We start from the raw sequence: 15,601 nt of genomic DNA, 5'->3' as shown, positions 1-15,601 counted from the left end.
TCACGTCCCTCCGGGCGAGAAGATCTGCACGGTCTGGCGGCCCGGATAGATGAGCACGCGCGCGCGCGTCGGGCTGTCGGGCTCCGGCGGCCCGGCGCTGCTGCCAGTCGGGGACATCGTCCACGTGAGCGCGCCGATGCGATGCACGCCCGGGATCGCCATCACGAAGCGATAGACGTCCGACTCGTGCGGGAGCGCCCCGAAGGCCCAACCGCCGCCGTCGGTGTTGCCCGTGATGGGGTGGAAGAACGCGACCAGCGCGCGCTCGATGCGATCCCGCAGCGCCTCGAGCCCGGACGCGGACGACGCCACGACGTCGAGCTGGGTGACGCTCACCTCGATCCACGAGGGACCCGCGATCCGGAGCGTCACGGCCGGGCCCGAGCGCGCGCGCAGGTAGGCGTCCACCTCGCGGAGCAGGCCCGTCGTGGCCGCCGGCGGCACATCGGGCCCGTTCGTCGCGATGAGCAAGACGAGCGCGCCCGGCGCGAGCGCGCCGAGCCCGGCCGTGTCGGGGTTGTCCGCCGCCTTGATCACGTCGAAGTCCGGCGTGATCACCCGCGCGCGCGCCACCGCGGGCGAAGCCTCGAGCGCGAGGTCCTCGAAATCCTGCGCAGTCACCGCGCGGTAGCCGTGGCGAACGACGCTCGGGCCCCACGTCTTCACGTCGCCCGGCGTGTCGGCGTCCGCGCCGCCCGTCGCTCGCTCGTGGTTCGTCACGCCGTCGACGTACGGGACGGTCGTCTTGAGCGCCACCACGGTCCCGGCCGGGCGGTTGCCGTCCGCGCCGCCGCCGGTCGCGTACGCCTTCGCGCGCACGTTGCGGCTCGCCCACGGCGGCGCCATGCCGCGCCGGCCGTCGCCGAAGCGCACGACGCCCGCCTCGCGATCGATCGTGTAGTGCCGGTCTCGCGGTCCCGAAGCATAAAAATCCTCGACCTCGTGCCAGCGCACCCAGACCTGCCCGGGGAAGGCCGGATCGACCTCGCTCGACACGGCGTCGTCGCCTTCGGCCTCGACGAGCGCGCGCCGCTCCTCGCCCTCCGGCGCGCTCGGCTCGCGCACCTCGACGCGCTGCCCGGCGAGCACGGGCCGCGCCGCGAGCTTGAACGATTGCCCCGCGCTCCCGTCCGCCGAGCCCAGGATCTCGTTTGTCCTGGCGGTCGCGTCATAGGCCCACACCGTGTTGGTCAGCACGTGGCCGAGCCTCGGCGACGACACCCCCGCGGGGAGCTGCGAGCGCGCGCGAATCCAGAAGAGGTCTCGCGCGAAGAGAGCCTTTCTCCCGAAATCCTTGGGACCGACGAAGCGGACGAGGCCGCTCGCGGAGAACGCGCCCGTGCCGTCCTCGCAGACGAGCGGCGTCCACGCCCCGCCGGACGACGAATACTCCCACGTCACGCTGCCGCTCACCGCCGCGTTCGCTTCCTTCGCGGCGCTCACCGGATCGAGCGGGGCCACCTGGAAGTAGAGGTACGTGTCGAGCGGGGCGAACGCGCGATCGAAGCCGAGGTACAGCGTGCGCGCGGCTTCCCCCGAGCGCGTGAACGGCGCGAACGGCGCCGCGAGGTCGCGATCGACGCAGGCGCGCTCGTCCTCCGTCGTGCAGAGCGGCTTCGTGTTCTTGATCGTCGCGGTCGACGTGAGGGTGATCGATTTGACGATGGGCGGGCGATAACCGTCATCGGTCATCTTCGGCGGTGTCAGGTTGTAATCGATCGCCAAGCCCTTGCCGAACGAGCCGCCGGAGAGGCGGATTCGAAGCCACGTCGCCTTCGTGCTGCCGATCGTCATGGGCGCGGCCTCGGCGGGCACGACGAACGGCGTCGTCGTACGCAGCACGTCCTTCGCCGTCGCGCTCGTCGGTTTTACGTCCGCGAGCACCACCTTCCAGCCGGTCCCCGTCGAGATCTCCCACGTGAGCACCGGCGCGTCCGTCGCCTTGAGCGGCTGCGTCGTGTCGTTCAACGTCACGTTCACGGTGACGCTCGCGCCCGGGCGGAGCACCTGGTCGCACGCGAGGAGCAAATGGTCGTTGAGCCGCGGCTGCTCGCCGAACGGGTAGAAGTCGAGCGAGAGATCGAGCACGCGCCCGCTCGAGAGCGCCGCGGTCGGCGCGACGTTCGTCTGGGTCTGCGTGGTCATCACCTGCGCGCCGAGGAGCTTCGGCACCCCGGCCGCCGGCCATGCTTGGAGCTCGGCGCGGAGAAAACGCGCGCTCCGCCCGTTGATCGAGATCTTCGCGATGTCCGAGGGGATCTTGAACGTGATGCTCGTCGTCGGTACGGCGTCGAGCGTGAGCGAAGACCAGGCGGCGCCGTTCCAGTAGGTCCACCGCACGAGCGGCGCCTGGGGCGCGTGGAGCGCTTGCCATTTCGCGGCGTCGTCGACGGTGAAGGTGACGGTCACCGGCGTGCCCGCGGGCAATCCGAGCACGTCGTCGGCCGCCAGGTACATCATGTGCGGCGCCGCTGCGCCGCCGTCGAAAGCCTCGAAGAACGCGTCGCGCGCCCCGGTCGCCTCGGCCGTGTGCTCCGAGAGGCGATCGCCGTCCGGCTGGCGCACGAAGACCGCGGCGAGCTTCGCCCGCGTCGTGCGCAGGTCGTGTTCGGTCTCGAAGACGACCTCGCGCGCGTCGCCCGGGAGCGGCTTGGCGCCGACGCGTGTTTGTCCCGGCACCGTGGGCTCGGCGTCGCCCCGCGCGACGAGCGTGAACGTCAGAGGCACCCGCGCCGCTCGCGCCTCGGCGGGCGTGACGCCCGTCCGATCGAGGAACGCGAGGAAGCTCCGCTCGGGCACGCGGTTGACGCGGTCGATCGCATGGCGCGCCATCCTCGCGAAGACGCGGACGAGCGCGCGCCCGAGATCCACCTCGTCGCCGGCCGGTGGCGTCCAGCCGGGCACCGAATTGCCCTGCGCGTCGGTCGTCCGCGTGAACGCGGCGGCGAGCTTCTCGGTGCGCTCGGCGATGTCGTCGTACTCGGATCCCAGGACGGGGGGGCTCGGGATGGGCATCGTCCGCTTCCGATCAGATCGACAGGTAGAAGGGGTAGACGAGGTTCGACCGGCTGTTCGTGGCGCGCACCTCGTAATGGATGTCGACAAGGACGCCTTGCGGATCGCTCGGGTGCAGGCGCGCGTCGACGGAGACGAGCTCGACGCGCGGCTCCCAGCGCTGGATCGCCTCCGTCACGGCGCGGGCGATGTCGCCCATCGTGCCGGACGAGCGCGTCGCGAAGACGAGCTCGTGGATCCCGCAGCCGAAATCGGGGCGGCCGATGCGCTCGCCGCGCGCCGTCGAGAGGAGGATCCAGATCGCCTGCCGGATCTTCGCCTCGCCGCCCGCCTCCGCGACGCGGCGCGCCTCGTCGAGGCCCACGCCCCCCGTCGTGAAATCGAATCCCCAGCCGTTGCCCAGGAAATCGTCGCTCCGAGCGGCCATCACTGCACCTTCAGCTTGCCGTCGTTGATGTTCACGCTGGCGCCTTTGATCGCGACGTCGCCGTCGCTCTCGAGCGTGAGCTTGCCCTTGACCTTCACCGTGAAATCGCCCTCGGACGTGATCGAGAGCGCCCCTTTCGCGGCGTCGAAGACGATGGTGCTCTTCTGCTTGCCGTCGGCGATCGTGATCTTCTCGGAGCCCTCCGTGTCGTCGAGCGTGACCGTATGCCCGCTCCGCGACTTGACGATCCGCACGTTGTTCTTCCCATCGGCGTTGTCGGCCGGCGGCGTGTCCTCGCCGTTCCAGAGCGCGCCGACGACGAAGGGACTATCGACGCGCCCGTGCTCGAACATCACCAGCACCTCGTCGTCGACCTCGGGCAAAAAGTAGACGCCCCTGTCCTTGCCTGCCATCGGCGTCGCGACGCGGGCCCAGTTGCTCTCGTCCGCGTCCGACAGCCAGGGGAACCTGACCTTGACGCGCCCGAGGCCGCTGTCGTCCTGGTTGTTCGTCACGATGCCGACGACGACGCCATAAATGCGGCTCTCGTCGCGGCGAGGCGCGGCGAAGAGGTCCTTGAACGCCCCGTAATCGCTCACGGCAGTTGCTTCTCCGCGGAGAAAGAGGTCTGAAACCCGGATTTCGCCGAGAACCGGTGCGTCACGGAGCCCAGGCGGTACTTGCCGCTGAACCGCGCGCCGACGTTTTGGATGTCGACCTCGACGCCCGCGCGCAGATCCGTGCGGCCGAGGCAGCTCCCCTGCACGCTCATGCTTCGGCGCGCGAGCCTCTCGAGCTCGGCGTACGCCGCGCGGTCCGCCTCCTCCTGCGTCGCGATCGCCTGCCTTGTGAGCACGAGCTTCGCCTTGCCGAACGCCGCGTCCCCGCTCGCTCCGGGCGGCGCCGCGCTCGCCGATCCGGACGTGCCGATGATCTCCTTCTTCGTCGCGGGATCCCAGCCCCGCACCTCCACGGAGCCCACCTGATCGGCCGCCTTCACCGTCGCCGAGAAGTCGTTGAGATCCTTGTCCGCCGAGAGCACCACGGTCTTCTGGGTCGTGCTCTTCTTCTGGAACAAGAGCACCTCGCCGTCCACCACGACCTCGTAATCGATCTCCTTCGCGCGCTCGCGCAGAAACTCGAGATCGCTCTTGCCGTCCTGGAGGACGTATTTGCGGACGACGCCGCTGTCCTTGACCTTCGGCGACAGCCCGTTCTTGTTCGCGATCTGCGCGGCGATGTCGCTGTCCTTCATGTCGACGAACGTCCGCGTGGACGTGCCGCGGCGCAGGCGGTGACGGCGATCGTAGCCCCGCACCGTGAAGCGCGGCGCCTGCCCGCTCGACAGGTCGAGCTCGACGCTCACGATCTCGGCCTTGCAGACGGTCTCGAGGTTGCTCGTGTAGCCGAGGTCGATCTCGATCGCCTTCCCCATGTCGAAGAGCTTGTCGTCGACGCGTGAGACGTCGGTCTTCTCGTCGTCCCAAGCGATGAACGAGATCTTGCAAGCGCTCGGCCCCTCGGTGTCGTCCTGCACGTCGACGTCGACGAGCGCGTCCCAGTAGGGCGCCGGCCACGGCTTGCCGTCGAGCCTCACTTCGATCGAGGGGACGTCGCTCCCAGACTCCATCGCGCGTCCTTTCACCGTACCTTCGGGATTGCGAGCGTGCGCCCCGGGACGAGGGCGCGCGGATTCTCGATGCCATTCTCGTCGGCGATCAGCCGCCAGTGGCCGCCGTCGCCATAATGCTCCGCCGCGATGCCCATCAGCGTGTCGCCCGCACGAACGACGTACACCTTCGCCACGTCGGCCGAGTGCAGCTCGACCCGGTTCGACCCGACGACCTCCATGAACGTGCACTCCATCGTCGCGCGGACGGGCGTGCCGTCGGGCATGAAGAGCGTATAGGTGCGGTTCGCCCGCTGGAGGACGCCATGGAAGAGCGTGCTCTTGCCCCACATCAATTGGCACTTGGGGGGCCGATGCAGCTCGGCGTTCACGCGCATGAGCGCCATGACCTCGTCGGTCTTCTTGACGACGCTCTCCGGCGGGGTGAGCGAGCCGCCGACGAGGCTCGTCACGCTGCTCGCCATGGAGGCCGCCGCGGCCGCGAGCATGCCGCCCGCAGAGTCGGACGGGTAGGGCGCATAGGTATCGAAGAAGAGGTTCAGCGTGAGCGTCTCCGGCGCGACGCTCCGAAACACCATCATCCCCGACGAGGCGCTCGTCGAGCCGAGCGTCGGCTCGACGTGCTCCCAGGTCGCCGACGTCGAAAACGCGAGCTGCGCCGGATTGAAGCCGACCTTCACCTCGCCCGGCTTGGTCCCCTTCTTCTGCTCGTAATAGATGGTGAGTTTTTCGACGGTCTTGTCCGCGCTCATCCGAGGCCTCCTCGGCGATCCCGCTCCGCCGCGATCCTCCGCAGCAGCTTTCGCTCGACCTTGTCGACGAGGGCCTCGATGTCGTCCTCGGGCGCGGGGCGAGGTCGCGCCGTCACGCCCTGCGCGCGCTCCGGCGCATGGACGGCCGTCGCCACGGCGCGCGCGGCGCGGGCCACCGTCGGGACCTCCGGCGCCGCAGGCGTCGCCGCGACAGCCGCAGCGGCCGCGCGGACATGGGGCAGCTCGGCGAGCCGCGGCGTCGAGGCGGCCGCCGCGCGCGGCGCGACGCGAGGTCGGCCGGGCAGCGGAGCCTCCGCGAGGGCCACGGGCGGAGGAGGCTCGGTCGCGACAGGCGCGACGACGGGTCGCGTTGCCTGGTGGCGCAGCGCCGGGGCGTCGCCCTGGACCCCACGGGGGCTGTCCGTCGCTCGATCCGGAACCCGGCGCAGCCCTCGGGGGGCGACCGCGCGATGCGCGCGGGCGAAGGGATTGGCGGAGGCGGTGGAGGTCAGAGGCGTCCCGGTGTCCACGAGGGGGGCGAGCGGGCTCGGCGGCGAGGCAGGGGCGACGGTGACCGGCGGGAATGGCGCGTGCTCCGGCGCGTCGGCGGTCCCAGCGGGTGGGAATGGCGCGCGCTCCGGCGCGGCGGCGGTCCCAGCGGGTGGGAATGGCGTGTGCTCCGGCGCGTCGGCGGCTCCAGCAAGGGGGAACGGCGCGCGCTCTGGATCTCCCGCGCCTCCACTCGGTGGGAATGGTGCGCGTACCGCTCCAGCCCCCGCTGGAACCAGGGGGAACGACGCGCGCTCTGCTGCGCCTGCGGCTCCAACCTGCGGGAGCGGCGTTCGCTCCGCATCGCGGGCGGCTCCGCTCGGGGAGAGCGGCCGTCGCGGCGGCTCGGCGGCCATTCCGGCAGCCGAAATCGGCTCTGGCGGCGTCCGGACGGTATCTCGGAGGGGCGAGCCGGCCTCCGGCGTCGCCCCGACCGTGGTTGAAGCGGGCGCGGCGGAAGGGAGCTCGAGCGCGTCGCCCGGCAGCCGAAATGCGTCTCGCGGGAGCGCCGAAAGCCCCGGCGACGGCGCCGCGCCTTGGACTACGCCCGTCGCCGCCCGCGTCGCCTCTGCCCGTGCGACCGTCGCCGCCTGCCCCTCGCGCGCCACGAGCGTCGATGCATGGACCACGACGCGCTCTCTCTCGATCCTCGCGGCGCCCCCGCCCGCCGGCGCCGCGTTCCCCGTCACCCAACGCGCATGGACGAGCGGCAGATCGTTCACGCGCAACGTCCCTCCCTGGCCCCGACGCTTCGAAAGATCGCCCAGGAGCGGGAGGCGCCCCGAAAAGAAATCGACCCAAGCCACGATGCGCCGAGCAATCGCGAACGAGATCACCCCCGGCCCAAGGAGCGGCCGTAACAAGCGCCGGAGGAGCGCCGGATCGACGCCCTCGAGCCAGGCCTGGGGTGCGGATCGCTCCTCCATGGTCACCCGGAGATCAGCGACCCGGCCGCGCGGACCGCTGACAAGACGCGGCTCGCCGTGGGCTTGGTGATCCCGCGATGGACGAGCTCGATCGACTCGGCGGCCACCTCGGTCCCGGCGGCGCCCTGGAGCTGCGGCCCGGTCCATTTGACGGGGAGCGCGTCCCGAACGTCCCACCACATCGCCGGCAAGCGCTCCTGATCGAGCAGGAGGATGCTGAGGTTCCGGCGCGTGATCACGCCCTCCGACACGTCGTTGAACCACACCCAGAGCGTGTCGAGATCGGTGAGCCCGCGAGAGAGGACGAGGTTCGGAAACCGCGTCTCCCCCGGCAGCTTGTGGATGTACCCATTCACGCCGCCCTCGGCGTACTCCTTGACCTCGACGCTCGCCTCGAGCCCGCGGACGTCGCGGAACCCGCCGACGAGAAGGCCGTCCACCTCGACGAGGAAGTTGTAGCCGAGGTACGGATCGAGCCTCGCCCCCGAGAGGGCGAAGAGGGCGTTGACTCCGAAGGGCAGACCAAACACGGGCTCGCTCCGTTCAGCCGCTCTTCGCGGATGCTTCGTTGATTCGAGTGTTCATGCGCGCCACCTCGGCCACCCACCGCTGCCTCTCGCGGTGATCCAACTTCATGACCTCGTCGTACGTCCAGTGCAGGTAATGGGAGAGATAAGCTACCTCCTCGGAGAGGCGTTCCGAGGGGTAGCTCAGGCTTCCCCCATGGCTCGAGTCTCCACCTCGAACTCGCCCTGGCAGTGCGGGCAGGCGACGACGAGCCGCGCGTGCCCCTGCTCGTTGATGCGCCGATAGAAGCCCTGCAGGAAGATGAAGTCGCCGGAGAGGAGCCCCTCGATGACCTTGGGGTTGATGAACTCGAGCGACCCGAGCCGCACCACGACGCGCGAGAGCAGGATGATCACGAGATACCCCGGATTGCTCTGCACGCGCGGATCCTTGAGCGGCGCGATCTCGTCGTACGCCGTCGAGAGCCGCATCGCGCCGTCGCGGTGCACGACGCCGTCCGGGCCCACGTACCCGTTCGGCAACGTGAACGGAAAGTCCACGGGTCGCTCGGGAGAGCCGACTACCATTTCTGGACCTCGACCCCCTCGTGCGCGAGCTCGAGCGTCTCGATGGCGATCGCGTCGCTCGTCGCGTCGAACGCCGGGCCGGACCATTTGCTCGGCCAGCAATTCTTGATGTTCCAGCGGATCTTCTCGTTGCCGGCCTCGTCGCGCAGGATGATCGAAATGGTGCGGCGGACGGCCTTGCCCTTGGCCACGCTGTCGCGCCAATCCCAGAGCGCGTGATCGTCGGTGATGCCGCGCTGGAGCGTGATGTGCGAGAACGACAGCATGCCGGGGATCTGCCGCGGCGCGAGCGTCGGGTCCGTCCCCTCGCGGTATTTCGTCGCCGCCGTCGAGCTGTCGAGGCCCGAGCACTGCTTGAAGCCCATGCGGGTGATCCCGTCCATCTCCACTGCGAAGTTGTAGCCACCAAACGGGTCTTTTCGATCCATCGTGGAACGCTCCTCTCGGAAAATCGCTATCGCACTCTCGAAAGTCTCAAGCGCCGGTCACGGCGGCGCTCCCGGCGCCCGTCAGGAGGCGCAGCACGATGAACTCGCTGGGCCGCGCGAGGGAGAGGCCGATCTCCGCCACCATCATGCCGCGCTCCCGCAGCGCGGGCGGGTTGGTCTCTTCGTCGCATTTCACGTAAAACGCCTCGACGGGCGTCGCGCCCTGGAGCGCCCCGCGGCGGTAGAGGCCGTCGAGGAACGCCGTCACTTGCCGATTGATGCGCAGCCACAGGCGCAGATCGTTCGGCTCGAACGTCATGTCCGCGGCCGCGAGCTCGAGCCAGCGCGCGACGGTGAGGTACGTGCGGCGCGCGTTGACGTGCGCGAAATGGGCATCGTCGGGCGTGAGCGTGCGCGCGCCCCAAGGCCGGATGCCGCGCCCCGGGAGCGCTCGGACGCAGTTCAAGCCGGCCGCGTTGAGCTCCGCGATCGCCGGGTCGTCGAGCGCGAGCTGCACGTCGAGCGCGCCCTCGAGGGGCTCGTTCGCGGGGGCCCGGTGGACGCCGATGCGGTGATCGAGCCGTGAGAGGACGCCGGCGATGTGCCCGCTCGGCGGCACGAGGCCCTGGCCCGTCCCGGCGCAGCTCGCGCAGCCCTTGCCCGCGCACGTGGGGCACGCCCCGCCCACCTTGATCCAAGGGCCATACAGCGCGCCGTTGAAGCGAGACTCGCGGGGCCGGTCCTGGCGGATGGCCTTCGCCCTCGCGACGATGGCGGCCGCGGTGACCGAAGGATTGGGCAGGCGCGTCCCCGGGGCGTCGAGCAGCGCGAAGCACCCGGGCCGCTTCGCGCAGAGATCGAGGATCTGCTCCTGCGCCGGGGCGGCGCTCTGGCTGTCGGGCGCGCCGGCGGTGTCGGGCGCACAGACGACGTCGAAATCGTCGAGCGCCTCGAGCCGCGCGAGCGCCGCTTCGAAGCCGCCGGGCGCGTGGAGGAGGACGTGGCAGCGCCGCCCGCCATTTTCGAAGAAGCCGCGCACGGCGAAGCCCAGAAGACCATCGGCCCAGGCCGCGCCGAGGGCCCCGTCGAGGATCGTGAACGTGGAGGCGTCGAGCGTTACGGGTCGCGGCTCTTCCCCGTACAGCGCCGCGAGCCCGAGCTTGCCGGCGAGGTCTTGGAGCCCCGGGCGGAGGCCCGACGGGCGAGCGCCGACGAACGCCGGCACGCCCGTCTCGAGGACGGGCGAAGGGCGGCTCGCCACCTGCTCGAGGTGGACCCCCGGCGCTCGATTCCCGACCACGAGCGGCACCGCGCGCCTAGCTCTCGGCCTTCTGCCCGAGCTTGAACACGACGAACTCGGCCGGCCGCGTGATCGCGACGCCGATCTCCGTCGTCACCTGGCCGATGTCGCGGAGCGAGGGCGGGTTCGTCTCGGCGTCACATTTCACATAGAACGCCTGCTCGGCCTTGCTCCCGAAGAGGGCGCCCGCGTTCCAAACGTTCGTGAGGAACGCGGTGACGTTCCGGGTGATCTTCGCCCAGAGGTCGGGATCGTTCGGTTCGAACACGGCCCACTGTGTGCCCTGATCGATGGAGCCGCGCAGGTAATTGAAGACGCGGCGCACGTTGAGGTACATGAACTCGGTGTTCGCGGAGCCGCCGACGGTGCGGGCGCCCCAGACGCGGATGTTGCCGTTCATGCGGCGGATGCAGTTGACGCCGTGGGCGTTGAGGCCGTCCTGCTGCGCGCGGCTGATGGCGTATTTCGTCTCGAGCGCGCCGAGCACGGTCTCGTTCGCGGGCGCCTTGTGGACGCCGCGCTGCGCGTCGACGCGCGCGTAGATGCCCGCGACGTGGCCGCTCGGCGGGACGAACTTGGGCTTCTTCGAGGCCGGATCGTAGACCTGGATCCAGGGGAAGTAGAGCGCGGCGAAATCCGAGTTGTCGGGCATCGCGGCGCCGTTCTTGGCGAGCTTCACGCCGAAATCCGGCTGTCCTCCGTCGGTCTCGAGCGTCTCGGGGGTGTCGAGCACGGCGACGCGGGTCTCCACCTTCTCGCAATGGGCGGAGAGGGCGCCCGTCTGGATCTTCGAGGAGAGGCCCGGGGCCGCGACGATGGCGATCTCCTCGATGGGCTCGAAGAGCGCGAGCGCGTCGGCGATCGGGATCGTGCCATAGTCGACTTCGCCGCCGCCCGCCGGGGCGGTGGGGGCGACGCGCGTGACCCAGCAGCGCGTTCCGCCGTTAAGGAAGAACCCGTAGACCGCGTGGGCGAGGAGGCTCTGGCCGCGGTCCTTCGAGAAATCGCCGAAAGAATTCTTGAATTCGGTGAAATTGGTGACGAGCTTGACCTCGCCGACCTTCGCGATGGTTTGACCTTCGGGCATGGTGACCGAATCCGGCACGACGCCGACGAAGCCGGCGGTGCTGGTGCCGACGCCGCCGATAGGGGCCGAGCCCGAGGGGACCTGCTCGACGTAGACTCCCGGTGCTTTACTGGAATAGTCCGCCATGATGTCTCACTCCACGACTTTGGTGCTCGTACAGCGTTATGCCCCGGCGGGCTGCAAAAGGATGATTCCGACGTCGACGATTTGTCCTGGCGAGATCTGGGCCGCGATGGCGTCGCGGCGATATCCGGAGGCGCTGATCGAGAGGCGGCGCGCGCCTTCCTGGACGCCGCTGACCACGAAGCGGCCGGCTGCGTCGCAATAGGCCGTCTCCGCGCCGCCCTCGACGCGGACGCGGGCGAGCGGGAGCGGCAGCGACGTATCGCTGGCCTTGACGAGCCCGCGCGCCCCGGTCGGTGGCAGCGGGATCGCCACGATCGAAGCGGCGATGTTCCCTTCGGCGTCGCGTTTCACGGTGAACGCTCGGGCGACGACGCCATAACGCAGCCCGGCCGGGGCCGCGATCGAGACGGTATACGCGCCGTCGGGCAGGTCGGCGAAGCAAAAGCAGCCGTCGGCCGCCGCCACCGCGCGATCCGGGCGGGCGGTGGCGTCGTCCTCGCGCGCTCGGCGCTGCTGCGCGTGAATCGCGAGCGCGCGCTGGAACGCGCCGGGGCTCGCGGTGATCGACGCGATTGCGCCGGCGATCGGCTGCGAGGTCAACGCGTCGATCACCTTGCCAGCGATGGCGACGCGGTGGACGGCTGGCTTGATGCGAAGAAATCCCCCCATCGGTGACGCTAGCCTCCGCTCGTGAAGCCGACGGAGCCGGCGTCTTCGGGCTCTTTGACGTCCATCGCGATGGTCAGGGTGTAGTGAAACGCCGCTTTGGGTTTGCCTCCGAGGGCCTGCCAGAAATCGCCGCGGCTCTGCTGATTGCTCGGCGGGGAGACGCGCGCGCGGACGGGGAGCGGCTGTGCCTTGAGGGATCCGCGGAGGGCTTCGCGGGGGATCTCCTTGTGGCGGAGAAGGACGCGCATGACCTCGCCGAGCAGCCTGTGTTCGTCCTGCTCCGGCTGTTGCACGCCTACCTTGGCCCAGGCGGTGATGAGGTAGTGGCAATCGACGCGCGCCGGCGCGGGCGTGCGCACGACGCGCCCCCCCGAGAGCCGCTCCATCTCCGGCTCGTGGCTGCGCAGATCGCGGTTCTCGTTGATCTCGTACAAGAAGAGGTCGATGGCGGGCAGGGGAACGGTGGAAGGCGGAAATTGTCCGTCGGGCGTCGCAAAGCTGATGCTCACCTGCTCGACGAGCGCCGGCGAGAGCTCCCGCTTGAGCAGCTCGGCTAGCGTGCTGTCCAGGTCATGAAACATTCGTCCCCGCCTCGCGTGTCCCTCGCGTCGGTCAGCCCGTGAACAACGATGGACGGAAGCCATGCTCGGAGGACGTGGGCACGGCTGTCAAGGGCGGAGAGAAGGGCGATGGTGGTTTTTGTTTGGCGGGGGGAGGGTGATGTTTGGCGGGGGATTTTTTCAGGCACCCCTAAACAAAAGCCCAATCAGGAGTTTGATTCCTCGATTTCGGTTCATGAAAAGCCATATCGAGAGAATCGACCCTGGGAACCCGTTCAATCCACCCAGGATTCAGAGAAAGCGCCCAGGAATCGAGCGAATCGGACCGCGCGCGTCCCGTCGGATCGGTGATCGCCGGACGCACGGCGCCGGATCCGGGCTCGCGGCCGGGACGACGAGGGGCGCGGCGCTTCAGCTCAGGGCGCCGCCGCTCACTGCGCGGCCGGCGCTGCCGGCTGCGCGGGGGCGGGCGGCTGCGCGGCGGCGCCGTCCTGCGCCGGCGCATCCATGGCGCAGCGGAAGCCGATCCACGCGTGCGCCGTCACGGGCGCCGCGGCGGTGCGGTACGTGGCGGAGAGCTTCTCGGGGCCGTCCAGGAAGCTGCCGCCGCGCACCACCTTGAGCGGGAAGGACGGGTCGCCCTGCGGGTTCTCGCCCCCGGGCGGCGGGAAGACGAGGCCGTCCGAGACCCACTCGGACACGTTGCCGGCGAGATCGTAGATGCCCTCCGGGGTGCGATCGCTCGGGTGGGCGCCGGACGCGCAGGTCGCGACCTCGGTGCCGCGCGCGAGGCAGCCCTCGTTGCGATCGTAACAGGCGCGCTCGCAGGTCGGCGCGTCGTCGCCCCAGACGAAGGCCCGGCCGGCCGCGCCGCGCGCGGCGACCTCCCACTCCGCCTCGGTGGGCAGCCGCCGGCCGCGGAAGCGGCAGTAGCTCTCGGCCTGGGAGTAGTCGACGCAGTTGATCGGGTGCCCGGTCGCGTTGCGGGGCTCGTTGCAGCGCCGCGTCCAGAGCTCGACCTCCCGCTGCTCCTCGGGCGCCGCCGGCGCCTTCGCGCCGGGCAGGAGCTCGGGCGTCAGCGAGACGTGATCCGCCGGCCCGCACATGCGCTGCTGCATGCACGCCCGGTAGGCGCGGACGGTCACCTCGTTGCGATCGATGTAGAACCCGCGGGTGAGCGTCACCTGGCGCGCCTCGCCCGCGGCGCCGATCGTGGTCGAGATGGGCCCGATGAAGACCATGTCCGCCGGCGGCGCCGCGGGCTCGGCGGGCGCGGCGGAAGGCGCCGGGGCCGAGGCGCTCGCGGTCGGCGCGGCGGTCGCGAGCGCCGCGCCGACCGCGGCGGCCGTCGGGGCGTGGCCGGCCGACGATGCCGCGGTGGTGCGCGCTGCCGGCGCCCGCGCCGGCTTCTTCTCGGGCGCCCGCGTGAGGACGTACGCCGTCGCGCCGGCGCCGCCGAGCACGAGCGCCGCCACGAACCAGGGAAGCGCCGCGCGCGCGGTGCTTCGGCGGCGCGGCGGCGCAGCGACCGGCGGCGCGGCGTGCGGCGGCGCGGCGTGCGGCGGCGCGGCGTACGGCGGAGCGGCGTACGGCGGAGCGGCGTACGGCGGCGCTGCGTGCGGCGGCGCTGCGTGCGGCGGCCCGCCCGCCGCGGGCGGCAGGTGCGCGGCCGCGCCGGGGTGCGGGGGCGGCGCGCCGGCCGCGGGGTGCCTGGCGGGCGCGACCGTCTCGATCATGGAGTCTTCGACCTGCGCGGTCCTGGAGCCTCCCGTCGCCAGCGCGCCGGCCGCGGCCGCGGCCGCGCCTCCCGTCCGAGGCGCCGCGCCGCCCGTCGCGCCGGCGGCCGGCGAGCCGCCCATGCCGGCGTTCGCCGGCGCGTTCCCGCCGTGGCTCACCTTGACGACGGCGGGCCGCGCCGGGGCGGGCGCGTGCGCGTCGGCGAGCATCGTCGGCTCGCTCGGCCCGACGGCCACGCCGAGCCCCTGAGCGGCCGCGTACTCCGCGGTCGACAGCCCCGCCGCGTGCTCCGCGGAGGGAGCGCCGCGGCCGGCGAGAGCCCCCGCGCGCTCGCCGCTCGCCGCGGCCGAGAGCGCGTCCCAGAACTCGCCCGCGCTCGTGAAGCGGTGCTTGGGCTCGATCGCGAGCGCCTTGTCGAGCACGCGCTCGATCGCCTCCGGCGCCTCGGGGAGCCCGCGCGCGCGCAGCGTCGGGCGCACCGCCGGGTCGGCCGAGGCGATGTAGAGCTGCGTTGGGTCGTCCCCCTCCAGGGCGCGCTTGCCGCTCACGAGCTCGACGAAGATGAGCGCGAGCGCGAACACGTCGGTCCACGGGCCCGTCGCGCCGCGGGCCTTGTTGAACTGCTCGGGCGCGCCGTAGCGCGGCGTGAACGCGCTCGGCCCCTGCCGGGTCGCGGCGAGCGCCTCGGTGAACGTGGGGTGGTCGGACAGCACCTTGGCGATGCCGAAGTCGAGCACCTTCAGCGTCCGCGCCCCGCCGACGTGGGTGAGGAACAGGTTCGCCGGCTTCACGTCCCGGTGCGCGACCTTGTGCGCGTGCGCGACGGCGAGCGCGCGCGCGGCGGGCGTGAGCAGCTGGATCGCCTCGGCGATCGACATGCCGGCCTCGCCCCGCTCGCGCCGGTCCCGGAGGTATTGCCCGAGCGTCTGGCCCTCCAGCCACTCCAGCACCAGGTAGGGCACCCACACGCCGGCCTGCGTGGTGAACGCGCCGACGTCGAGCGCCTGCACGATGCCCGAGGTGGCCCGCGACAGCCGGTGCAGGATCCGCCCCTCGCCCCGCAGCGTCTCGAGCAGCGCGTCGCGCTCTGCGATGTCGAGCGAGGTCGGCAGCTTCAGGCACTTGATCGCGATGAGCTCGCCGAAGCCCTCGTGCATCCCGCGGTAGACGACGCCGAACCCGCCGTCGCCGATGACGGCGGCGACGCGGTACTTCCCCTCGATGGTCTGCCCCGAGAGGCCGAACGGATCGTCGGACGGCTCCGCCATGCCCCGCTCCTAGCGCGTCGACGCCCCCAGGCA

The 15,601-nt window shown here is 71.1% G+C and carries 15 protein-coding genes; all 15 read right to left on the bottom strand.

Annotated elements, in window-relative coordinates:
- The gene (locus WME90_RS32565; protein WP_437275936.1) at nucleotides 1–3,015 is read right to left on the bottom strand and encodes a putative baseplate assembly protein; all 3,015 of its coding nucleotides are present in this window, start codon (nucleotides 3,013–3,015) and stop codon (nucleotides 1–3) included.
- A gap of 13 nt (nucleotides 3,016–3,028) precedes the next feature.
- Complete coding sequence (locus WME90_RS32560) at nucleotides 3,029–3,442, bottom strand: GPW/gp25 family protein (RefSeq protein ID WP_437275935.1); 414 nt, start codon at nucleotides 3,440–3,442, stop codon at nucleotides 3,029–3,031.
- Nucleotides 3,442–4,041, bottom strand: coding sequence for a phage baseplate assembly protein V (locus WME90_RS32555; RefSeq protein WP_437275934.1), 600 nt, complete (start codon nucleotides 4,039–4,041; stop codon nucleotides 3,442–3,444). Before WME90_RS32555 ends, WME90_RS32560 begins: the two co-directional genes overlap by 1 nt.
- Nucleotides 4,038–5,072 (bottom strand): phage late control D family protein, encoded by a 1,035-nt coding sequence (locus tag WME90_RS32550; protein WP_437275933.1) that lies wholly within the window; start codon nucleotides 5,070–5,072, stop codon nucleotides 4,038–4,040. Before WME90_RS32550 ends, WME90_RS32555 begins: the two co-directional genes overlap by 4 nt.
- Nucleotides 5,073–5,083: 11 nt before the next feature.
- Nucleotides 5,084–5,824, bottom strand: coding sequence for a CIS tube protein (locus WME90_RS32545; RefSeq protein ID WP_437275932.1), 741 nt, complete (start codon nucleotides 5,822–5,824; stop codon nucleotides 5,084–5,086).
- Nucleotides 5,821–6,150, bottom strand: coding sequence for a hypothetical protein (locus WME90_RS32540; RefSeq protein ID WP_437275931.1), 330 nt, complete (start codon nucleotides 6,148–6,150; stop codon nucleotides 5,821–5,823). The genes WME90_RS32545 and WME90_RS32540 overlap by 4 nt, the downstream gene beginning before the upstream one ends.
- 1,151 nt (nucleotides 6,151–7,301) lie before the next feature.
- Nucleotides 7,302–7,829, bottom strand: coding sequence for a phage tail protein (locus WME90_RS32535; protein ID WP_437275930.1), 528 nt, complete (start codon nucleotides 7,827–7,829; stop codon nucleotides 7,302–7,304).
- Between the two features lie 13 nt (nucleotides 7,830–7,842).
- Complete coding sequence (locus WME90_RS32530) at nucleotides 7,843–8,013, bottom strand: DUF6760 family protein (RefSeq protein ID WP_437283685.1); 171 nt, start codon at nucleotides 8,011–8,013, stop codon at nucleotides 7,843–7,845.
- On the bottom strand, nucleotides 8,010–8,393 hold the full coding sequence (locus tag WME90_RS32525; protein ID WP_437275929.1) for a phage tail assembly protein: 384 nt from the start codon (nucleotides 8,391–8,393) through the stop codon (nucleotides 8,010–8,012). The genes WME90_RS32530 and WME90_RS32525 overlap by 4 nt, the downstream gene beginning before the upstream one ends.
- On the bottom strand, nucleotides 8,387–8,821 hold the full coding sequence (locus WME90_RS32520) for a phage tail protein (protein WP_437275928.1): 435 nt from the start codon (nucleotides 8,819–8,821) through the stop codon (nucleotides 8,387–8,389). Before WME90_RS32520 ends, WME90_RS32525 begins: the two co-directional genes overlap by 7 nt.
- A gap of 46 nt (nucleotides 8,822–8,867) precedes the next feature.
- Nucleotides 8,868–10,121, bottom strand: coding sequence for a phage tail sheath family protein (locus WME90_RS32515; RefSeq protein ID WP_437275927.1), 1,254 nt, complete (start codon nucleotides 10,119–10,121; stop codon nucleotides 8,868–8,870).
- 16 nt (nucleotides 10,122–10,137) lie between these two features.
- Nucleotides 10,138–11,334 carry a phage tail sheath family protein gene (locus WME90_RS32510; protein ID WP_437275926.1) on the bottom strand — a complete coding sequence of 399 codons (1,197 nt, stop codon included), beginning with the start codon at nucleotides 11,332–11,334 and terminating at the stop codon, nucleotides 10,138–10,140.
- Between the two features lie 36 nt (nucleotides 11,335–11,370).
- Entirely contained in the window at nucleotides 11,371–12,003 is a 633-nt protein-coding gene (locus WME90_RS32505) for a carboxypeptidase regulatory-like domain-containing protein (protein ID WP_437275925.1), read from the bottom strand.
- 8 nt (nucleotides 12,004–12,011) lie between these two features.
- A complete protein-coding gene (locus WME90_RS32500) occupies nucleotides 12,012–12,584 on the bottom strand; it encodes a DUF4255 domain-containing protein (RefSeq protein ID WP_437275924.1) in 573 nt (190 codons plus the stop codon).
- A 410-nt stretch (nucleotides 12,585–12,994) separates the two neighbouring features.
- Complete coding sequence (locus tag WME90_RS32495) at nucleotides 12,995–15,568, bottom strand: SUMF1/EgtB/PvdO family nonheme iron enzyme (protein ID WP_437275923.1); 2,574 nt, start codon at nucleotides 15,566–15,568, stop codon at nucleotides 12,995–12,997.
- Nucleotides 15,569–15,601 lie beyond the last annotated feature (33 nt).

The sequence above is a fragment of the Sorangium sp. So ce375 genome (assembly GCF_051473855.1).
Lineage (GTDB): Bacteria > Myxococcota_A > Polyangia > Polyangiales > Polyangiaceae > Sorangium.
This window is presented reverse-complemented; position numbering and strand designations above follow the sequence as displayed.